General features: G+C 68.6%; 19 protein-coding genes and 1 pseudogene. 9 read left to right on the top strand and 11 right to left on the bottom strand.

Annotated elements, in window-relative coordinates; all coding sequences use genetic code 11:
* Positions 1 to 34: 34 nt before the first annotated feature.
* Both MQE23_RS42450 and MQE23_RS42455 read right to left on the bottom strand, forming a co-directional pair.
* The gene (locus MQE23_RS42450; protein ID WP_020272549.1) at positions 35 to 400 is read right to left on the bottom strand and encodes a peptidase inhibitor family I36 protein; all 366 of its coding nucleotides are present in this window, start codon (positions 398 to 400) and stop codon (positions 35 to 37) included.
* A gap of 267 nt (positions 401 to 667) precedes the next feature.
* Positions 668 to 1,168 (bottom strand): hypothetical protein, encoded by a 501-nt coding sequence (locus MQE23_RS42455; protein ID WP_243382132.1) that lies wholly within the window; start codon positions 1,166 to 1,168, stop codon positions 668 to 670.
* Positions 1,169 to 1,362: 194 nt separating this feature from the next.
* On the opposite strand from MQE23_RS42455, the gene MQE23_RS42460 reads away from it, so the two are divergent.
* The 4 genes from MQE23_RS42460 (at position 1,363) to MQE23_RS42475 (ending at position 5,606) form a co-directional block, all read left to right on the top strand.
* The gene (locus tag MQE23_RS42460) at positions 1,363 to 2,247 is read left to right on the top strand and encodes a LysR family transcriptional regulator (protein WP_020272546.1); all 885 of its coding nucleotides are present in this window, start codon (positions 1,363 to 1,365) and stop codon (positions 2,245 to 2,247) included.
* Between the two features lie 72 nt (positions 2,248 to 2,319).
* Complete coding sequence (locus MQE23_RS42465) at positions 2,320 to 3,381, top strand: tartrate dehydrogenase (protein WP_243382134.1); 1,062 nt, start codon at positions 2,320 to 2,322, stop codon at positions 3,379 to 3,381.
* A 293-nt stretch (positions 3,382 to 3,674) separates the two neighbouring features.
* On the top strand, positions 3,675 to 4,811 hold the full coding sequence (solA, locus tag MQE23_RS42470) for an N-methyl-L-tryptophan oxidase (RefSeq protein WP_243382136.1): 1,137 nt from the start codon (positions 3,675 to 3,677) through the stop codon (positions 4,809 to 4,811).
* A gap of 114 nt (positions 4,812 to 4,925) precedes the next feature.
* Positions 4,926 to 5,606 (top strand): haloacid dehalogenase type II, encoded by a 681-nt coding sequence (locus MQE23_RS42475; protein ID WP_243382138.1) that lies wholly within the window; start codon positions 4,926 to 4,928, stop codon positions 5,604 to 5,606.
* 875 nt (positions 5,607 to 6,481) lie between these two features.
* Here MQE23_RS42475 and MQE23_RS42480 read toward each other — a convergent pair.
* The 4 genes and pseudogenes from MQE23_RS42480 to MQE23_RS42495 all read right to left on the bottom strand — a co-directional run bounded on the left by MQE23_RS42480 (position 6,482) and on the right by MQE23_RS42495 (position 9,113).
* Positions 6,482 to 6,913 carry a hypothetical protein gene (locus tag MQE23_RS42480; RefSeq protein WP_243382140.1) on the bottom strand — a complete coding sequence of 144 codons (432 nt, stop codon included), beginning with the start codon at positions 6,911 to 6,913 and terminating at the stop codon, positions 6,482 to 6,484.
* 107 nt (positions 6,914 to 7,020) lie between these two features.
* Positions 7,021 to 7,497, bottom strand: a complete 477-nt coding sequence (locus MQE23_RS42485) for a hypothetical protein (RefSeq protein ID WP_243382142.1) — start codon at positions 7,495 to 7,497, stop codon at positions 7,021 to 7,023.
* 71 nt (positions 7,498 to 7,568) lie between these two features.
* Entirely contained in the window at positions 7,569 to 8,081 is a 513-nt protein-coding gene (locus MQE23_RS42490; protein WP_243382144.1) for a hypothetical protein, read from the bottom strand.
* Between the two features lie 454 nt (positions 8,082 to 8,535).
* Positions 8,536 to 9,113 (bottom strand): annotated as a pseudogene (locus MQE23_RS42495) (metallophosphoesterase).
* 331 nt (positions 9,114 to 9,444) lie between these two features.
* Here MQE23_RS42495 and MQE23_RS42500 point away from each other — a divergent pair.
* The gene (locus tag MQE23_RS42500) at positions 9,445 to 10,266 is read left to right on the top strand and encodes a class I SAM-dependent methyltransferase (protein WP_243382146.1); all 822 of its coding nucleotides are present in this window, start codon (positions 9,445 to 9,447) and stop codon (positions 10,264 to 10,266) included.
* A 189-nt stretch (positions 10,267 to 10,455) separates the two neighbouring features.
* Here the strand turns inward: MQE23_RS42500 and MQE23_RS42505 are convergent, their stop codons facing one another.
* Positions 10,456 to 10,944: a phosphotransferase gene (locus MQE23_RS42505; protein ID WP_243382150.1), complete on the bottom strand. Its 489-nt coding sequence runs from the start codon at positions 10,942 to 10,944 to the stop codon at positions 10,456 to 10,458.
* 146 nt (positions 10,945 to 11,090) lie between these two features.
* On the opposite strand from MQE23_RS42505, the gene MQE23_RS42510 reads away from it, so the two are divergent.
* The gene (locus tag MQE23_RS42510; protein WP_243382151.1) at positions 11,091 to 11,462 is read left to right on the top strand and encodes a VOC family protein; all 372 of its coding nucleotides are present in this window, start codon (positions 11,091 to 11,093) and stop codon (positions 11,460 to 11,462) included.
* Between the two features lie 250 nt (positions 11,463 to 11,712).
* On the opposite strand, the gene MQE23_RS42515 is transcribed toward MQE23_RS42510, so the two are convergent.
* A complete protein-coding gene (locus tag MQE23_RS42515) occupies positions 11,713 to 12,270 on the bottom strand; it encodes a DUF3291 domain-containing protein (protein WP_243382153.1) in 558 nt (185 codons plus the stop codon).
* A gap of 371 nt (positions 12,271 to 12,641) precedes the next feature.
* Here MQE23_RS42515 and MQE23_RS42520 point away from each other — a divergent pair, with 371 nt between their 5' ends.
* From MQE23_RS42520 to MQE23_RS42530, 3 genes are all read left to right on the top strand, one after another.
* A complete protein-coding gene (locus MQE23_RS42520) occupies positions 12,642 to 12,995 on the top strand; it encodes a helix-turn-helix domain-containing protein (protein WP_243382947.1) in 354 nt (117 codons plus the stop codon).
* A 294-nt stretch (positions 12,996 to 13,289) separates the two neighbouring features.
* On the top strand, positions 13,290 to 13,730 hold the full coding sequence (locus tag MQE23_RS42525; RefSeq protein ID WP_243382156.1) for a VOC family protein: 441 nt from the start codon (positions 13,290 to 13,292) through the stop codon (positions 13,728 to 13,730).
* 321 nt (positions 13,731 to 14,051) lie between these two features.
* Positions 14,052 to 14,261 carry a DUF2180 family protein gene (locus MQE23_RS42530; protein ID WP_243382159.1) on the top strand — a complete coding sequence of 70 codons (210 nt, stop codon included), beginning with the start codon at positions 14,052 to 14,054 and terminating at the stop codon, positions 14,259 to 14,261.
* 412 nt (positions 14,262 to 14,673) lie between these two features.
* Here MQE23_RS42530 and MQE23_RS42535 read toward each other — a convergent pair whose 3' ends face one another.
* The 3 genes from MQE23_RS42535 to MQE23_RS42545 all read right to left on the bottom strand — a co-directional run bounded on the left by MQE23_RS42535 (position 14,674) and on the right by MQE23_RS42545 (position 20,020).
* Positions 14,674 to 16,884, bottom strand: coding sequence for a VCBS repeat-containing protein (locus tag MQE23_RS42535; protein ID WP_243382161.1), 2,211 nt, complete (start codon positions 16,882 to 16,884; stop codon positions 14,674 to 14,676).
* Between the two features lie 861 nt (positions 16,885 to 17,745).
* Positions 17,746 to 18,750: a 2-dehydropantoate 2-reductase N-terminal domain-containing protein gene (locus MQE23_RS42540; RefSeq protein ID WP_243382164.1), complete on the bottom strand. Its 1,005-nt coding sequence runs from the start codon at positions 18,748 to 18,750 to the stop codon at positions 17,746 to 17,748.
* Between the two features lie 373 nt (positions 18,751 to 19,123).
* Entirely contained in the window at positions 19,124 to 20,020 is an 897-nt protein-coding gene (locus tag MQE23_RS42545; RefSeq protein WP_243382165.1) for an aminoglycoside phosphotransferase family protein, read from the bottom strand.
* Positions 20,021 to 20,345 lie beyond the last annotated feature (325 nt).

Genomic DNA, 20,345 nt, shown 5'->3' on the forward strand with positions numbered 1-20,345 from the left:
GACCAGTACCGCCCGCGTGTGGACATCGCGTCCGTCAGCAGGTGGACACCTTGCTGAGGGACGCCAACTGCTCCGCCGGGCGGTGCTGGTACCACAGGGTGCCGGGGCGGGAGCAGGCGTAGACGGAGCTGCTGGTCCGGTTGGGCTGGTAGTGGAGCTTCATGGCGTACGACGACATGCGGTTGAAGGAGGAGTTGTCGGCCTGGAACACGGTTCCCGGCACAAGGTTGGAGTTCCAGCTGAACTTCTCCCAGAACCCTGTGTGGTTGGGACCGGTCCACACGCAGTAGTTGCCGGACGGGCAGTCGTGCGGGACAGCCTGTGCGGGGGCAGCGGCGAGAACGCCCCCGACGAGGAGCGCGCCCACGACGGACGCCACGGAAACCGTTTTCTTGATCACGGAGTCACCTCTGTTCGAAGAAGGTACGGAAACGCCCGGCGGCATGGCGTCGGGCGAGGTAAATGCTGTGACCCGTTCTTCCGGTGCGGCAACGGACGCGGACTGTCCCGGACAAGACTTCCAGCGTCCGCGCTGGTCGGACGCTTGTCCGGGAGCGCTGTCCCGGACAGGCTGACGAATGAACACCTGAGGCACGCGGGCTACGCCCCCGGCCAGCACCTGCCGCAGCCAAATCCAGTTCGAGTGAGGTTCGCGCTGGTAAGCGACTCAGGCGGCAACCAGTGACGTGTGGATCCGACGGACGGCACGCAGGACCTCGTCTCGGTTCTTCGCCCGCTTGATCCATGCCGGAAGACGGGCCACCAAGGTCATGGTCGGTCCGGTTTCGTACCAGGGCGCCCGTTCCCGCAGCGACGCTTGGACGAAACGGCGGATCAGGTCGAGATGCTCGAGGTTGTACGCCCACAGCCACCCATGCCGGGTCTCAACCTGGAGCCACAGCGGCATACCGAAGTATGGATCCGTCGCGGGTTGAGCTGTACCACGCGACAGCGTGACAACGCGGCCGCTCCACACCCGTGACAGTCCGCAGCCACGGCAGACCAGACGTCGCGGCCTGAACAGCATCCGACCTCCGGGGTCGGAGTCGTCGGGCGCTGGAACGACACGAACGGCCTTCGCGCAACCGGGGCATCGCACCATGATCGAGCTGATGAGGTCGTAATCGGTGCTGAGCGGATCCCGGAACCGACCGGAGAGCAAGGCCATGCGCTGAGTGTGCAGATGCCGCGCAGATCAGCGCATCCCGATTCGACCACTCTTCGAACCTCGGGCCGGAAGGCGGCTGTGACGATTGCGGCCAGTACATCGGCGGTCCGTACTTCGCCGAGGCGATGCTTCACGCGACCATGGTCGGGACCAATTGAGTCGTCGGTTGATTTCTTCCAGGGCAGAGGGCGCGTATGGACATTCGGCAGCTGGAGTACTTCCTTGCGATCGTTGATCGTGGGGGCTTCAACCGTGCGGCCTCGGCTCTGTACGTGTCGCAGCCGTCGCTGTCGCAGGCCGTGCGGGCACTGGAGCGTGATCTCGGCTCCGAGCTGTTCCATCGCATCGGGCGCAGGGCAGTCCTGACGGAGGCCGGAAGGGCCCTGATCGAGCCTGCCCGGGAGGCCGTGCGGAGTCTGGAGACGGCGCGGGCGAGTGTCGCGGCGGTGCATGAGCTGCGTGAGGGGCGCCTCGACGTGGCGTCGATGCCGTCGCAGGCGGTGGAGCCGCTGACGACCTTGGTGAGTGCCTTCAGCCACCGGTATCCCGGCGTCTCGGTGGCCATCCATGCGGCGTTCACGTCGCGCGACGTGATCGACATGGTCCGCACGGGCGCCGTGGAGTTGGGGCTCCTGGCGTCCGCCGGTCCGGTCTCCGACAAGGAGGTCGTCTCACATGAGCTGGGGCGGCAGCGTTTCGTGCTGGTGGTGCCGGCCGACGGCCCGTTCGTTGACCGGACGGCGGTGGATTGCCGGGAGCTTGCGGGACAGCGGCTGATCGTCGGGCAGGCGGGTACCGGGATGCGCGCCTACGTCGACACGCTGCGGGAGCAGGGCATCGAGTTCACCGTCGCCGCCGAGACCGAGCACCGCGTGTCGCTCATGCCCCTGGTCCTGGCCGGGGTCGGGCTCGCGGTGGTCACGGATTCCTGGCGGGACGTCGCCCGGCGACTGGGCGCCCGCGTCCTGGACATCGAGCCGGAGACCAGCTTGGACATCGCCCTCGTCAGCCGCCGCGGCAGCCTTTCGCCCGCAGCCGCCGCGTTCGTCAGGAGCGCCACCTCGGCCACCGACAGCTGATAGGCACCGCTTATAAGGGAGATCCGCTTTGCGTCTTGGACGCCCCACGGACCGCCTTGCTGCAATGACGGCATGACGACGAACCACCGCATTGCCCTGATCCCCGGCGACGGCATCGGCGCCGAGGTACTGCCTCCAGCACAGCAGGTGCTCGATGTTCTCGGCCGCCGCCACGGCTTCAGCCTGTCTTACACGTCGTACGACGACTGGTCGTGCGAGCGGTATCTGCGGGAGGGCGCCATGATGCCCGCCGACGGGATCGACCAGCTGCGCGACAAGGACGCGATCCTGCTGGGCGCGGTGGGGTACCCGGGGGTGCCCGACCATGTCTCGCTGTGGGGGCTGCTGATCCCGATCCGGCGCAGCTTCCGCCAGTACGTCAATCTCCGGCCCATCCGTGTCTTCGAAGGCATCGACAGTCCGGTGCGCGGCGCACGGCCGGGCGAGGTCGATTTCGTCGTCGTGCGCGAGAACATGGAAGGCGAGTACAGCGAGGTCGGCGGCCGGCTCAACAGGGGCTTCCCGGACGAGATCGCCGTGCAGGAGGCCGTGTTCACCCGGGCCGGCGTCACACGCCTGCTGGACTACGCCTTCACGCTCGCCTCCCGGCGCGGCGGCCGCCTGACCTCCGCGACCAAGTCGAACGGCATCGTGCACACCATGCCGTTCTGGGACCAGCTCGTCGCCGAGCGGGCCGCCTCGTTCCCGCAGGTAGCCTGGGACCAGGAGCACATCGACGCGCTCGCGGCCAAGTTCGTCCTCGAGCCGGCCCGCTTCGACGTCGTCGTCGCCTCCAACCTCTTCGGCGACATCCTCAGCGACCTCGCGGCAGCGGTCGCCGGATCCATCGGCATCGCCCCGGCGGCCAACCTCAACCCCGAGCGGGACTTCCCCTCGATGTTCGAGCCGGTGCACGGCTCCGCGCCCGACATCGCGGGCCAGGGCATCGCCAACCCGCTGGGCGCGATCTGGTCCGCGGCCATGATGCTCGACCACCTCGGCCATCCCGCCGCGGCCAGGGACATCACCGACGCGATCGCCTCGGTCCTGGCCAAGTCCGATGTCCGCACCCGTGACCTGGGCGGAACCGCGACCACCGTCGAGTTCACCGACAAGCTGATCGAGTTCCTCTGAGCCATCTCCCCCTCGGTGGGCGCTGGCACGGCGCCGCCGCCGACCGCTCACCGGGCACTCCCGCGCCCTCTCCGCTTCCCTGAGCCGCGCCCCCACCGGCCCTTCCGCGTGGCGAGGACCGTTCTGCGTCGCCGACATCCTCACGGCTGGCTGTGTCCCTCGGCCGGCACAGCGATGGAACCGGTCGGCATGACCTTCGTCGCAGCCATCGGTCCGCACAGTGTCCGCACCGTGTCCGCCCCGTGCTGGGGCCCGCCTACCACCCAGACCACATCATCGAAAGGAGCGACCTCATGCGCATCCCGAAGCGCGTCGCCGTCATCGGCGCCGGCACCATGGGCAGCCAGGTCATGTGGCGACTGGCCGCCCGCGGGGCCGAGGTCGTCGGCTACGACCGGTACGCGCCGGGTCACGACCGGGGCGCGGCCGGGGGAGAGAGCCGCATCTTCCGCGCCGCCCACCTCAGCGAACCCGGGTACATTCCGCTGCTGCGGCTCGCCGACCGGATGTGGGAGCAGCTCCAGGCGGAGACAGGACGGTCGCTGCGACGCCGCAGCGGCTGCCTCGTAATGGGAGAGACCGCATCACCGGCCATGCGCCAGCTCCTCTCCTCCAGCTCCACCCATCGTCTGGATCACGAGGTACTGGACCGGGAGGAACTCGCCCGCCGCTACCCGCAGCACCGCCTCCCGGACGGACACACCGCCGTCCTCGACCGCGAGGGCGCCGTCATCCGGCCCGAGGCGTCGGTCCAGGCGGCGGCCACCCGAGCCGAGCAACTTGGCGCCCGGCTGCACCGCTACACCCCGGTGCGGGAGATCGTCCCCGCGGCGGGCGGCGGGGTGCACGTCGTCACCGACCAGGGAACGGACCACGTCGACACCGCCGTGGTGACCGTGGGCCCCTGGATCAACACCCTGCTCCCGGACCTCCCACGGTCCGTGGACGTCCGCCGGGTGGTCTGCTCCTGGCACCTGCCCACCCGCCATGACTGGTTCGCGGGCGGGGCTCCCCCCTTCGTGCGCGCCACACCCCACGACTGCTTCGGGCTCCCGTCGCCGGACGGCATCTCCGTCAAGCTCGGTCTTTCCCTCGCACGCCATCTGCCGGTGCCCGAGCCCGAACGGCTCGACCGTACGGTCCGCCCCGAAGAACTCGGCATCTTCCGCGAGCTCATCGCCGAGCTGATGCCCGACCTGAACCCCGACCCCATCAGGATGTCGGCCTACATGGAGGGCTACACGGAGTCCGGGAACCCGCTCGTGGGTCATCTCCCCGGCGAGGACGACATCATCGTCATGGCCGGATTCTCCGGAAGCGGCTTCAAACTCTCGCCCGGCATGGGCGAGATCGCCGCCGACCTTGCGCTCAACGGCACCACGGAACACCCCATCGACTTCCTCGCTCCGGCAGGTGTCGCCGCCGCCTGAGCCCCGTCGATGCCGACGGCATCACGCCTCACCCCGACACCTCTGTCATTGGCATGCCTGAAACGGCGAGCACCGGCCACAACCAGTTCCCCGCAGCAAGACAGGAGCATCCTCATGCCCATTCCCTCGTTCCAGTTCCGCCCGAAGTACGTCTCGTTCGACTGCTACGGCACGTTGATCGAGTGGCCGATGAACCCCATCACGCGTGAACTCGTCGGCGACCAGATCCCCGCCGAGCACTGGGACCAGTTCGTCCGGGAGTTCCGCGGCTACCGCTACGACCAGGTCCGTGGCGAGTACTACCCCTACGAGCAGGTGCTGCAGGACTCCTTCGAGCGGGTCTGCCGCAAGTGGGGTGTGAAGGCGGCACCGGACGCGGGCAAGCGGTTCGCCGACGGCGTGCGCAGCTGGGGCCCCCACCCGGACGTCGTGGAGCCGCTGAAGAAGATGGGCGAGCACTACAAGCTGGTGATCCTGTCCAACGCCGACGACTCCTTCCTCGCGGAGAGCGTGCCCCGGCTCGGGGCGGACTTCCACGCGGTCTTCACCGCGGAGCAGGCCGGCTTCTACAAGCCCCGCTACGCCGCGTTCGAGTACATGCTCGACCAGCTCGACGCGTCCCCCGAGGACTTCGTGCACGTCTCCTCGCACACCCGCTACGACCTGATGCCGATGCACGACATGGGTTTTCGCAATCTGGTCCTGCTGGACCGTGGCTGCGACCCGGTCACCCACGGCTATGACTACGTGCCGGTGAAGTCCCTGGACGAGCTCAACACCATGCTCGGCATCTGACCCGCGACGCAGATCGTCGTGCACGGACATCCGGTGCCCGGGCTCCTCGCAGGGACCGCCGGCTGCATCGGCGAAGAACGGCATGCGGGGGTCGTCTCGTTCTCCGGCTATGGACACTGACGTCTTCGCCCTACGCTCGAGGAGGTCATCGACTGCCACATGACATCTGCCCGCTGACGGAGTCGGCGTGGGGTGCGCGTCCCCGCTCCACGCCACCACTGGACGGCTTCGGGCGCAGCCACGGGTCTGCACATCCGGACGTCGGCGACCCGTTTGGCGCGTCCCGCCGGGCGGCGAACCGTCGCCGCGTTCGCCGTCGGACGCGGCACGCCGGACGCGGCAGCTCTGCTCTACCTAGCTTCCAACTGCACTGACCTCGTGGGTGGTTGGGCCTACTGAGCACGGCGCCACGGTGGCTCACCCCGGCGCCACCAGGCTGCAGCGGCCGCATGCCAGCGTCGCACCATGCCGCCCCTCACCGGCCGCGCCGAACGCCGGCACGCCGGACGCGCCCTGCTCCGCTCCCCATTCCTGCGGCAGGTCGCGCTCGGCCTCGCGCTCGGAGTGTTCTTCGGCGCGATGCAGGTGCTGCCGCCGGCCCTGCGACCAGAGTCTTTGGCGGGCCCCATCGAAGAGCCCTGCCCCGGACCACTCGAACACACCGAATGTCGGCCACGGTCGAAGGCTTGCCCGGCCCGGAGGAGCCGGGCACAGCCCCGTCAGCCCGCCGCGGGAGCGTCCGAGCGCGTGATCGGTGGGCTCCCGGGAGTGGGCCGCCCCCTTTGAGTGCTCCGGCAGCGTGCTGGTGTGCCCGGACGATCACTGACCGGCCGGGCACATCCGATGAACTGACCAGCCCATCAAGGAGACACGACCTAGTCGTGCACGGTGATGCAGGCGCGGTCGGTGGTGTCCGTCCAGCCGAGGCAGAGTTCGGTGTTGTCGGGCATGTAGATGTTCATCTCGAAGTCCTGGCTGAGGAAGCCGTTGCCGCAGACTTCCGATCCCATCCTGAACAGACGCCCGTTGGCGTACAGCAGCGGCGTGGCGCAGCCGTAATCTCTGAACGACTCGTAGCTCTCACCGGCACCGAGTGTGTCCACGTAGAGCCCGGTGCCGCGGACGGCCACGCAGACCGACCGGTTGCTGAACCAGTGCCAGGTGCAGTCACCCGCGGTCTGGGTCCCCAGCTCGCCGGTGACGGACTGGCTCATGGCCTTGTCCGGCGTCTGCCCGTCCCCCTGCCGGGATGCCGCGGATGCGTCGGTGCCCAGGCTCGTCTGGGCCGCGGCGAGGGCGAATGCCACCAGTGCTGTCCTTGCCCATGCTCTGCGCATGTGAGTTCCCCCTTCGGATCATGGTGTCGAGCCCGCACAGAACTGCCGGCCCGGTGTGCCGGGTGGGTGACGGCAGGTCAGGTGATCCGCGTGCACGCCTCCCACTCGTTGCTCGCCGACGTCCCTCCCCGCGAGGTGTAGGCCGTGACGACGTTGTTCGTGTCGGCGTTCACGATCACAACGGCGTCCATGTCCCTCGTGGACCGCCGGTACATGACGTTGTCTTCGCCGGTGGCCGGCAGTTCGTAGGGGGCCGTGGCGAGGACGTGCTCGATGCAGCGCACGGTGGTGTCGTTGAAGGGCGGGTGCCCTTCGTTGATGTGGAGCACCCCGAACCCGGTCTCGCCCGCCCTGCCGCAGCGGAGCGTCGATGTCCGGAAGGTGAGGTCGCTGTGTGTGGTGGAGACGACGAGATTCGGGTCCGCGCCGGGAGTGAAGCAGTCCTGGTAGCCGGCCGCGGCAGTCGGTGCGGCAGCAACGGTCGCGGCTCCCTGCACACCCAGGGTGAGTGCGCCCGCGAGCATGGCGGCACCGGCCGCTCTGATCAAGTTCATGACAATCCCCCTTGTTGTGTCTGATCCAGTCACGTCGTTCTGGTGCGAGCGGTGTGCGCGTCGGCGTACCGCTACCGCTCGAGTGCGGCGCGGATCGCGGCGACCGTGTCGGCCGGGTAGGGATGCCCCCATCCCTCGATGTGTCCATTGGGCCTGACCAGAGGGGCGACTCCGGTGAAGCCGGCCAGGAAGGCGCCGAGGAGTTCCCTGCGGGGCTGAAGCGAGGTCAGCAGTACTTCGCCCCGAACGGGCATCCAGTTCGGTGCCGCCACTCCCGCGATCCAGTTCCGTTCCGCCATGCCGTGTACGACGAGCGCGACATGGTCGGGAACGACGGAAGCAAAGTCCAGGAAGACGCCGCCGGGTTCACCACCCCACAGCACCGCCCGCAACCGGGTCTCGTGCCCTCCGGCCGCCAGGTCCGCGACCGCGGCTACCAGACTGGCGAAGGCGTCGTTGAGGGCGGTTGCCCGGAACGTACGCATGTCGTGCTCTCCGACGGCCAGCGTGAGGTCACACCAACCCGCCTTGAAGCGGAACGTCACCGTCCCGCGGCCGGCACCGTCGTCGAGGTGATGCGACATCGCTTCCGGCCTCCCCCCCTGGTGCCTGTGCCGGTCCTTACTCGGACACTCGACAACCGTCCGCTGTCCGTTGCCCACATTCCCAACTTTCCGTCCGCCGCACATCGGCCTTTCGCGTCATCACCACCCGGCTGGGACACGGCGGTTGTGTGCAGCGATTCACAGTCCGGAGGAACGGGGACGGGCGCCGAAGCGTCATCGGGATGGATATGCCGAGGTTGACCCCGGAAGATTTATGGAGAAGGTGAGGGAGAAGAGAGGAGTGTGCCCGAGGAGTATCTCCTCGCGTGAAGGGTTCCGGTCGAGGGGCGGGACGGACGAGGCGATCGGCCTGGCCGGATCGAGGCGCGAGCGGTGATACGCGGCGTCGGTGCCCATACCGTGCGAATCCGTCCGGACCGTTGACGGCCGTACGCGCCTGCGGTTGCCCGCTGTCGTGGATGGGGAGCGAGTGTCACGGGCTGTGGTCTCGTCCGTCCCGTGGGGCGAAGGCGGCGAGGGCGTCGGCGTCGGTCGCGCGAGCGTGCAGGAAGTAGTCGGCAAACTCGGTGATGCCGGGGTAGGACGAGTCCTGGCTGAGTTGGGTGGCTGCGGCTTGGAGGTCGTAGTGCGTGGTCCGGAGTTCGACGCCCGGGCCCAGGAGGGCCCAGTGTGCTCCCGTTCCGCATGGCAGAACAGCACCATTCCCAGGCCGTCCACGGACAGAGTGAGTGATCGTGGGAGCGAGCTGAGAAGGTCGAGATGGTCCTCGCGGAGCTGTTCGGCTGCCCAGGGGGCGATCGGGTCGGGAATCGTGTCGCGTTGCCCCCTACGGTATTCGAGGAGTTCGCGGTCGGCGTTGCCGCTGATCCACATGACGCGATCGCCGAGGCTGGTCAGCAGGTCGAGAACCTGGGTGGGTTGCGGGCCGGCGGTGATGTCGCCGGTGAGCACGATGTGATCGGCGGTGCTGACGTCTGGTTCCGCGAGCACTGCCTCCAGGGCCGGCAGGACTCCGTGAATGTCGGACAGGACGGCTACTCGGTTCAGCATGGTCACCACTGTGGGGTGAGGGCAGCCGAGCGGCCCGATCTTTCGCCCGGCGCGTAGTGCAAGGTTCAAGGGGGCCGTTCAGCGTGTGTGGTCGCCGGGTGCGTAGTTCTTCCAGGGGTGCTCCGGCCTCGGATGCAGCGTCCCGTCCACCCGCCGGTCGGCGTTGGCGACCTGGCGTGTAACCGCTTCTCCGCCACCGCGCGCACCCTGGCGACCCGCCGGGCCAACACCGACACACCCGACAGCAGCACTCCGTGGCGCCGCAACTGCTGGTCAGTGTTTCCGTCCGGCCACGTTCCTGGGCCGGGCTGCCCCATGTCATGGTGGTCGCGTGGACAGTCAGGTGAGATTCGACCCCGACCTCTACCAGGGGACGGCCCGGTACTACGAGCAGTTTCGGCTCCCCTACCCCGACGCGATGATCGCCGACCTCGCACGCCGAGCCGCCCCCTCAGGGCGCGGACGCCTGCTGGATCTGGCGTGCGGCACCGGCCAACTCGCCTTCCCCCTGCGCGACTGGTTCACGGACGTTTGGGCTGTGGACGCCGAACCCGGCATGACCGAGGTGGTCCGCGCCAAGGCAGACGCCGTCGGCGCAGACCACGTCCGGGCGGTCACCGCCCGTGCCGAAGATCTGGATGCCGAGCCGGGCGGCTTCGAGCTGATCGTCATCGGCAATGCGTTTCACCGGCTGGACCGCTCCCTGGTGGCTCAGCGCGCCTACACCTGGCTCAAGTCCGGCGGCTGCCTCGCGTTGTGCTGGTCGACCTCGCCATGGGCCGGGCCCCGGGACTGGCAGCAGGCGCTCGACAGGCTGCTGCGCTCGTGGCAGAACACTCTCGGCGCGTCCGGTCGCGTCCCGCCCGGTTGGGACCGAGCACGGCAGCAGGACCCAGACCACGCAGTACTGTCCCGTGCCGGGTTCGACGTCGCCGGACGCCGCGAGTTCTCGGTCGAGTACCACTGGACGATTCCGGAACTCGCCGGCCACATCCGGTCCACCTCGTTCCTACCGCCCTCAGTGCTCGCCGACCATGCTTCCGAGTTCGACGCCGACCTCATGGCCGAACTCGGCCGCCATACGGCCAACGACCGCCTCACCGAAACGGTCGAGTTCGCCTACGAACTGGCTCGCGGGTCAGCTCGCGCGTGACTGCCAGGACGTTGGGAAACAGGTGTCGCTCAGCGCCGACAACGCCTCGGATTGAGGCGTGTGGATGTCGGTGAGTTTCGGCAACACCGGGATGCTCGCGGTGGGGCATGGATGTGCTCCGTGCTGCACCGGGGGGGCCAATGGCGCCCGAAGTCGAGCAGGCCGCCGTGACTTGAAGCGGAGGTGTAGTCAGTTCACCAGGGCGCGATGGTGAGCTTCCCGGATGATGCGGTCGGCAGTCTCCTCGGGAGTGAGGGCGGCGGAGTCGAGCCACCAGCCGGCATCGCCGAGCTCGCGTTTCATGTCGGCATCGAGTGCTTCATAGCCGTCGAAGTCGAACCGTTCTTGTGGGTCACGGATGGTGTTTCGGTATTGGCAGACCTCGATGCCCGGTGCGAGAACTACGAACAAGACCTGCAGGGCCGGCAGGAGAGAGTCGACGAAGTTGTTCGCCAGCGTGCACAGATTGCGGTTGCACAGCTCCACCTGCCGCGCTGCCTCGTCGGCAGGCTCACCCAGCGCCCAGACACGGCCGCTGACGATCAGCCTGCTGATGAAATCTCCATCCAGCCGAGCGGAACATGGCAGGCGCTCAGCGACGAGCCTGGTCACCGTCGACTTCCCGGCCCCCGGCATCCCCGTCACGATCAGGCAGTCCGGTGTTTCAGCAGCGATCACCCCCGCAATCGTGTCAGCGCGCTTGGCGGTCGGCAATCACAATTTCAAGGCGCGGCACCCGTGGGCTGTCCGCTCGGCTTGTTCTTCACCTTGGCCTGAACACATGCCATTTGGCCCACTCGTAGGCTGGTGGCAAAGTGAGCCGGATGATCGGACGCCTGTACACCGTTGTCATCGACTGTCCCGACCCGGGGGAACTCGCCGGCTTCTACGAGAAACTGCTGTCGCTCTCGCGGCAGGAAGACGCCGGTGACTTCATCGTGCTCCAGAACGCCGCGGGCATCCCGGTGGTCGCCCTCCAGCGCGTGGACGACTTCCGCGCGCCGCGGTGGACGGATTCCGCGCACCCTCAGCAGATGCACATCGACGTGATGGTCGCGGACCTCGATGTAGCCGAGGAGCAGGTGCTCGCCCTCGGTGCGACGCTGCTGGATGGTTCGGACAAGCCGATCGGGTACCGGGTGTACGAGGATCCCGTCGGCCATCCCTTCTGCCTGATCACTCCCGAAGGAGCTTGACCTTGGCGTCTAGGCTCCAGCGTCGAAGCTGCGGTGGGGGAGCGTCAGGGGAAGCGAGCCCTAGAACTGCGTGCCGGCCAGCACCGTGCGCAGGATGCCAGGGATGTAGTACGGGGCAACGGCGTCGTGGGGATCTCGTACAGGAAGGAGATGCCGTCCTCGCCGACGTCGTACTTCTCGTCCTTATTGGTTGGCTCCGAACATCCAATCGAGGTGTTTGACAGCGAACCCATTCGTTCATGCTTCCTCGTCAGCGAATCTGGTCGCTCCTCGGCTCGATTCCTTTGATCCTGGTCGGAGTTCCGTCCGGGGCGAACGAGTGGTGGAAGGTGAAGGCGTGCGGCGCGGGGCCGTGGTCGTGGAGTTGTTCCAGCCTGGAAACCCCGTCCTGCCAGGTGGGTATCACGCCGTCGGAGACCCACCAGCACACGTAATTCGGATGTCCTGTCCTCTCGAACCAGTCGTAACGCCTGTTCAACGCCTCACGGTGCAGACCGGTGTAGACGGCGTCGAAGGCGGGGCGCAGGTCGGTCCAGAGTGAGAGGGTCGCGGCCAGGGCGGTGGTTTCCACCGTACGCCCCTTGCCGTACCAAGTCGGTACGGTGAACTCTCCCCATGCACCCCAGTCCGCCTCGAAGAGCATGCCCCGGTCACCGTCTGCCGCTTCCGCACGCGCGAGGTACCCGGGGTGCTGACTGATCTTCCGGTAGACGGTCTCACCAATGTCGTAGAACTCGCGCGTGAGAGGTGCGGGATCGGCGAGAGGTGACTTCAGGACGCCGAATGTGTACAGCGCAAGATGGGGCATGAGTCTCTCCCTGATTGGGGGGCCTGGTGTGGACCCGGTTCGGTGGCCTACGCATGGGGCGAGGATTCGTGGGGCGTGACCAACTCACCCCGTCGCGGTGGCTCAGCCTGAAGGAACTCCTGTGCGACCGTGGGCGATCGCCGAAGACCAGGTGAAGGTAGCTGCCTCTGCGGGCCATGTCGAAGTTGCGTTTCCTCTGTCAAAGTGGCCTCTGCACCGGTCATTGCTGGCGCTGGGCGGGGCAGGCTGCGAGGTACCAGTGATCCACTTCGGCCGATCGGTTCGCCCGCCAGGACCGTCCGCACCCCCTGTCCGATAGCCCCGTGCGCCGCCGAAGGTATTTGTGGTTGAAGAAGATGGCCTACGGCCACATGACCGAGCACCGGCTGCGGGTACGTGCACAGGCAGTGCTGCACGCCGCGCATGGACGCTCCAACGCATGCCTCGCCCGGGAGACGGGCCTGCGTTTGGACACCGTGCGCCGTTGGCGTGGCCGGTTCGCCCAGGCGGTCTCCAGGCCCAAATACGCAGGTAGCGCCCGGTGTCGGCCGCGGGTCTGCCGCTGTGTCAGCGCGTACCTTTGCGACGAGGTTCGGCTGGACGGTGACGTACTACCGGAGTTTGTCCCGGAGCCTCATCCAGTGCCACGCGGCGGGTCCCGGACGGGTGCGGCGAGGGCGAGCGGCACAGGGACTCCACCCGCCAAGGGTGACCCGGCACCGTGAATTGAATTGATCGGCGAGGCGCAATGCTCAAGCGCGCACGCTGGGATGTCGAGGAAGCATGTGAAAAAGGCGCAGACGGCACGCTGCGGCTGATCGTCTTCATGGGAGCGGCCACCTGTGCCGCACCCACCCTCGGTGGTGGCGCCTGGCTCGCGGGTCTGCTGTAGCGGTCTGAGGCGCGGTCCAGATTCTTCGGAGTTCGGCGGTCTGAGGATGTCGAGAACGTGCCACCAGCTCCGTCCCAGGGACATCAGCGGCCACCACCGGCCGCACGAGGAAGAAGGAGAAACGAGCATGGCGATTCAGCGGATGGACAACGTCGGCATCGTCGTCGAGGACATGGATGCCGCCATCGCGTTCTTCGTGGAACTCGGTATGGAGCTGGAGGGCAGGGCGGAGGTCGAGGGCCTCGTCGCCGACCAGTGCACCGGACTCGACGGCGTCCGCTGTGACATCGCGATGCTCCGGACCCCGGACGGTCACAGCCGGCTCGAGCTGGCGAAGTACCGCAGCCCCGCGGCTGTCAGCGCCGGGCCGCGCAACCGGCCGCACAACATCCTGGGCACGCACCGCGTCATGTTCGCCGTCGACGACATTGAGGACACCGTCGCCCGCCTGCACCCTTACGGCTCCGAACTCGTCGGCGAGATCGCCTGGTTCGAGGACAGCTATCTGCTCTGCTATGTCCGCGGCCCGGAGGGCATCATCGTCGGACTGGCCGAGCAACTGCGCTGAGAAGGAGGAGCCGAACCATGCAGCCGAACGGGATCATCGAGGTTCTGGACCGCCCGATCAGCCAGGAGCTGCCGGCACGCCCGCCACTCGTCGCTGTTGCACCAGACCTATCAGCACGGTTCGGTGCTGCTGGGCAGCGACAGGCCTGGTGAGTGCTGGACCTACAGAGCGCAGCTGCTTCCGTCCGATCGATCAAATCCTATGTTTGACAAAGTCTAATCTTGGCCTTAGTTTCAAGCTCCTTGAGTAGGTGTGTGTGGCCTGAGTGGGTTTGCTCGTGTTGGCCGCCACGCCCAGCCCCTACTGAAATCGGAGTTGGACATGAGGTGCTACGACTGCCTTCAGGAGGCGCGCAGCGACACCACTGGTATCGGTGTGTGCTCGCGCTGCGGCCTGGCCACCTGCGAGAACCACGCCCGCGTACGTCAGGCACAGGTCACCCGCCCGATCGGCATGGGCGCTTCGTACAGCCGTATCCCGGCGCGCAGGGTGGTGTGCCACACCTGCGACATGGCCGAGACGGCGCACTGACCCGCATGGTGCACTTATCACACCCGCCCCCGGTCGCCGAATGCGCGCTGTCTCTTCCGAGCACGCGCTCTCGCTGCCCGGATGCCGTCCCGGAGCACTGGCGCGGCGTCCGGGCCTCAGCCGTGGTCACGGCTCGGTGCGCCATGCTGGAGGCCGACCACGGACGACAAGACGTCATAGGAGCAGGACGATGACGGATCAGTGGCCAGGTGACCTGCTCAAGGGCAAGTGGCTGCGCAGCACGGCCTAGCCGCGCGCCCCTCGTCATGAGAGGCGCCCGTGGCGTCGTACGAGGCCAGTCCGGGGGGCTCAGGGGACGCGTACCCGGGCGCGTGGGACGTGCGTGGGCCGACATCGCCGGGCCGCCTCCCGGCGGCCTCCTCGCTCCCGGACCGCGCCCGGATCCGTGCTGTCAGGAGATGCGGATGTCCGACCAGTTGGTGGTCTTGCCGACCTGGGACCGGTTGTCGAAACCGCCCTTGCCGTTGCCCCGGTTCAGCCAGGCTCGGCCGTCCTTGTCGAGTGAGACCAGGTCGGCCCGGCCGTCGCCGGACAGGTCGAGTCCGCCGACCACGTCCTTGTAGGACGTACCCCAGTCTTTGAAGACCAGCGACCGCGGCTCGAAGGCGCCGGCGCCGGTCCCGTTGAGCCGCCACAGCTCGTTCGACGCATCGATGGCCAGCAGGTCGTTCTTGCCGTCGCCGCCCAGGTCTCCCGCGGCGATCAGCCTCTTGTAGCCGCCGAAGCCGGACCCGGCGAGCGCTCGGGCCTTGAAGCCGCCCGCGCCGTTGTTCGCGTACACGTACAGCTTCCCGGTCGAGGCGGACCGGGTCAGCAGGTCGGCCCTGCCGTCGCCGGTCACGTCGCCGGGCGAGACGACCGCGTTGTACGCGCTCCAGTCCGAGGAGACCTTCACGGAGAGCGACTGCTGGTCGGGCAGCCCGCCGCCGCAGATCGTCGGGTGGACGCGGGCCTCGCCCTTCGAGGAGCGGACGAACACGTCGTTGCAGCGGTCGCCGTCGAGGTCACCGAAGGGCAGGACGAGCTCGCTCGTAGCGGAGCTGCTCGCGCGCTGCCCCGCGGTCAGCTTCGTCGCGTCACCCGCGTACACCTTGAGCCCGGTACTGCCCCGGCCGAACAGGTCGGCCTTGCCGTCGTCCGTGTAGTCACGCCACTTGGGCAGCGCGCGGGCGGTGGTGGTGGCCTGGTACACGCCGTCCAGGACGATGCTGTTGGTCTCGCTGCGCAGGTACTCGTCCCACAGCACGACGGGCCGGCCGAGCGCGTCGGCGGCCACCTGCGGTACCCCGGTGAACTTGGCGCTCTTCGCGCTCAGCCGTCGCGGGGTGGACCAGGTGCCGCCCTTGAAGACGGCGGCCATCGTGTACTCCTCGTACGAGTAGCCCTCCCGCCACGTCACCGTGACCGTGCCGCCCGAGGTGGCGGCCGCGGCGACATGACGCACCTTCTGGTGGGTGGAGAAGCGCTGCGAGTACGGCAGCCAGAGGCCGGTGGCCGCTGAACGCACCGCGTACCAGGGGGTGGTGGGCCCGCCGGCCACGAAGAGGTCGCCGTTGGGCAGGTAGACGGGCGCCGTCATCCTGTACGTGCTGCCATGACTGTCGGCGGACTGCGGGGTGCTCCACTGCGTGGCGCCGACGGGCCGGCGGGAGTGCATGAGGTGCGCGAGGTCGTCGTAGAAGACGTCGAAGCCGCCCTGCGGATCGGCGAACACCTTCGGGCGCGCGAGGTCCTTGTCCGGGACCGGGAAACCCTGGACCGCGATCCAGGAGGAGGCGCCGGGGGCCTTCTCCAGGGCGACGACGGCCTTGCTCGCCTGCCACTGCCACACCAGCAGGGCGGTGCCGTCCTCGGCGACCGCGAGGTCCATGTTGGCGATGTCGCGGCTGCCGGACGGCGGCTGCTCGTTGAGGTCGGCCGGAGCGGTCCACGCGGCCTGTGGGCCGGTCTTCTCGGCCGCCCTCACGACACCGGAGACCGACCACACGGCGACCAGCCGGCCGTCGGGGGCCGCCGCCAGGTGGTGGTAGCCCTTCTCGGGGACCGCGGCGACGTATTCGGGCTCGGAGAAGGCGGTCGCGCCGGGCGTGAGGGTGGCGACCTTCAGCCAGTGGTTGCCGTGGTCGTCGGCGCGCTCGGCCCGCCAGGCCAGGCGTACCGAGCCGTCGCCGAGCGACACCAACTCGGTGCTGTATCCGCCGGCGTCCGGCCAGGTCTGCGGGGTGAGCCAGCGGGTGCTGCCGGCGGGCCGGATCCGGGTGGAACGCCCGTCGTGGGTGAGGGAGACGAGGGCGCCGTCCCCGGCCGACACCAGGGCGGTCAGCCCGCCCGAGGCTTCACCCGGGTTGGGGGCCGGGGCGTGGAGGGCGCGGGTGCCCCACGGGCCCGGCGCACGCGCCTCGACGGCGGCTACAGCGGTGCCGACGGCCGTGGCAGTGGTGTCGGCGCCCGTGGCAGTGGTGCCGGCGCCCATGGCGGCGTTGGCCGTGGTGGTGCCAGTGGCCGCCGTGGCGGTGGTGTGGGCGACGGCCGGGTCGACGGCCGCCAGAGCGAAGACGGGAGTGAGCGCGATGCCGAGCACCGCGCGGGACTGCGAAGTCATGGAAATGCCCCCCCGGGCAGGACGAATCGGTTGGCATGGATTCGCCGAACTGTTCGAACAAGTAGGCGCAGCGTATATCAACCAAGATCGCCCCGCGTGGGGGAATTCCCTCACCGTGCCCGGAGGGGTTCGGCCGGCGTGCCGGGAGCCGCCGTGAAGTCCGACGCCCCGGCCCGGCAGATGCCACCTGGCTGGCGGTGCGTCTCCGCGACCTTGGCCGGACGTACTGACGCATCGCGAAGAGGCCCTCCTCGTTTGCACGGGCTGCCTCGTGATCACCTCATCGGGATGCTCCGTTCTTCGGCGCACCCGAAGATCGTCAGGGCATCAACTGCCTATCAGCCCAGCTTGCCGACGATGTCGGCCACCTGTCCGGGCATGGACAGGAATGGCGAATGGGAGGAGTCGAGTGCCACGACTGAGGTCGGGCTGTCCGGGAAGGCTGGGAGAGCCGCGTTGTGTGGCGGCTGGCCGTCACGCTCGTTGCCGAGCTCGGCGGGCCTCACGACGGCGCCACGCTCTCGATCGGCAGCGGCCGGAACACTACAGCGCATCCGGCGTCGGCCACCGCCGGCGATGGTGATCGTGCCGCAGACCGAGCAGGTCGGCAGCCGGCTGATGCCCGTGCCGCCGTTCCCGGGTCGGCACCCGAAGGGGCCGGGGGCTGTTCAGGGAGGCGCGGAGTAGGCCGGGCGCCCAGTGTGACGCCTTCCGCTTTCATTTCCCGGCCGCCGGCGCTGGCGGGCAGGGGTCAACAGCACCCTCAAAACATGACGCAGCGCCCAACAGCCGACGTGGCCGCTGCACCTGCCCCGTCAACGCTTCCACTTACCCCCGGACGGTGGATCACCCGTATCGTCCTCAGGCAGTGAGGCCCTCGGCGATGCGCCTGCTCAGTTCCCTGGCCGCCAGGCCGCCCGGCTCCCGGCCCCGGGACACGCTCTCCCGGGCGGCGTGCTGAAGGGCCGCGTTCACCGGGGTGGGCACGCCATGCTCCCGGCCGAGCAGCACGATTTCGCCGTTGAGGTAGTCCGTCTCGATCGATCCCGCGCCCCGCGCCAGGCTCTGCCAGGACGAGCCGCGCGTGGGCTCGCCGGCGATCGGCTGCGGGTCGACCGTCCCGCCGCGCAACTTGGTGATCTCGGCCTCGCTCGCGTAGGCGATGCCCGCGGCGTCGAGGGCCGCGGCACCCTCGGCCTTCGCCCGGGCGACCAGGTCCTGCGCGGCGGCGTCCGAGGCGGAGCCGCACACGGCCTCGACCACGTTGGCGAGGTTGCCGAGGAGTTTTCCGTACTTCCAGCGCATCACGTCCGTCGTTACCGGCGCCAGGAAGTGGGCCTTCTCCAGATCGTCCGCGATCCGCCGGGCGGTCTCGTCCGGGCCCGTCCCGTACCGGCCGAGGACCAGGGCGCCGGTGTACGGGCCGCAAGGCGCGACGACCTCACCCGGGTCCAGGTAGGTGCTGGGCAGGACGACGCACATGCCGTACACCTCGTGGAAGCGGCGCAGTGCCAGGCGCTCGTTCTCCACTCCGTTCTGGGCGCACACCAGCGGCAGGCGTTCGCCTGCCGTGCCGCCGCCCGCCACCGGCCGCGCGGCCCAGGCGTCCAGGGCGGCCACGCTGTCCTGGGTCTTGACGGCGAGGACGAGCACATCGTCCTCGCGCAGTTCTACGTCCTCGGGACCTGCCACGACGGGCACGTCGAGGGTGAGCGTGCCGAAGGGGACAGTGAGCCGCAGCCCGTTGTCGCGCAGCGCCTCGTAGTGCGCGCCGCGGGCGACCAGGACGACGGACCGGCCGCTTTCGTGCAACCGTCCCCCGATCGAACCGCCGATGGCTCCGGCCCCGATGAAGATGTAGCGCATTCCGCTCCCTGGCTCTCCGCTTCAGGCGTCGTACGGGTCGTGCAGGGCTGTACGGCTCGAAGCGGGCTCGAACTGAGGTCAGTCGAGGGCCGCGTGGTCGTCCTCGCCGTGGTGTCCCGTCCACCGCACCCCCCGTGGCGTACCACCGGGCGAGTTCCTGTGCCCGCCGCTCGATCTCATGGTCGTCGGCACCGGTCAGGACGTAACCCGCCACGGGCACACCGGACTTCACTCCCTCCGGTACGCCGTTCCACCGTACCCCGCAGGCGGGCGGGGGTGGCGACGTCGCGGGCGACGTCGACGCCGACCTCCACTACGAGCTCGGCACGCACGAGCTCAACCAGGATCGGGAACATGTTCAAAGAAGCGTGCGTCAAACGCCCTTCAGGACACGATCAAGTGCCGCCCGGCCTACAGGGCCCCAGTTCGGCTTGCCCCCGGGAAGACCCCGCTCTCCGTTCTGCCCCATGAGCAGCAGGAAGAGGCTCTTCATCGCGGCCAGCCCGCGGGCGCGCCGGATCGCCGCCTCGTCTGCATGGGCGTACGTGTCGAAGAACCGTGAGGCCGTCCCCGCGGGGAGCAGCACCCATGCGGCTGCGAGGTCCCACGCCGGATCGCCGGCGAACATGGCACCGAAATCGATCACGCCCGAGAGCGTCCCGTCCGAGACCACGACATTCGCGGGATGAAGGTCACCGTGCACCCAAACTGGCGGACCCTCCCACTCGGGCGCCGCAACGGCATCATCCCAGACGGCCCGAACATCCTCGGCAATGCCGTCGGGGACTACGGCTTGAAAGAAGTGGTCGAAGCCGTCCGTGCACTTCTTGGGGTGAGCGCCGAAGTCCGAACTGGTCGGCGCCTCAGCGGGCGCCTCCACGTGGAGCGCTCGGAGGAAGCCCGCCAGCGTGTCGGCCGCGTGGTCGCCGCGGCTGATCGAGCCGTGGTCCAGCGGCTCGCCGGGAACCCACGTCATCACGGTCCAGTGCTTGGGGAAGCGCTCGGACGGTGCGCCAAACCGCACCGGAGTCGGCACCGGGAGCGGCAGGCGCGGAGCCAGCACGGGTAGCCACCGCCGCTCCTTGAGCTGGAGCTCCGGTGTGGGGTCCATGCGCTGCATGCGCACGGCCAACTCGTCCCCGAGACGCCACATTTGGTTGCCCCAGCCGCCCGCCACCTCGCGGATGGCCAGCCCTGCAAGGTCTGGATGTTGCTCCTGCAGCAGGTCGCGAACCAGGTCTGCCGTGATCTCGGTGTCGGTGCCGGTCATGCGAAGTCACAGTACTGAGGCGGCAGGCGGAGCGGCTCTCGCTCTCCGGAACATCTCGCTGTGATTCCTCTGTCATCGCAGATTCGGTTTCAGAGTGCTACAGATCAGAGGCTTCGGGACGGACCGGCCCTCCAAGTTCAGAGAAGCCTGCGTCCGTTGCTCCCTTCTTCGCCCCGAACACGCCCAGCGCGGCCGTGGTCAGCCAGATTGACACGGTGTCCGAAGGCGGTCCCGTGCTCCTAGGCATACCGGCACAGCGATAGTCCCTCGGCACCTGCTCTTCCGTCGCCGATCCGGCCGCGCGCCGCCGCTCACCAAGGTGAGC

The sequence above is a fragment of the Streptomyces sp. HP-A2021 genome (genome assembly GCF_022807935.1).
GTDB classification, from domain to species: Bacteria; Actinomycetota; Actinomycetes; order Streptomycetales; family Streptomycetaceae; genus Streptomyces; species Streptomyces afghaniensis.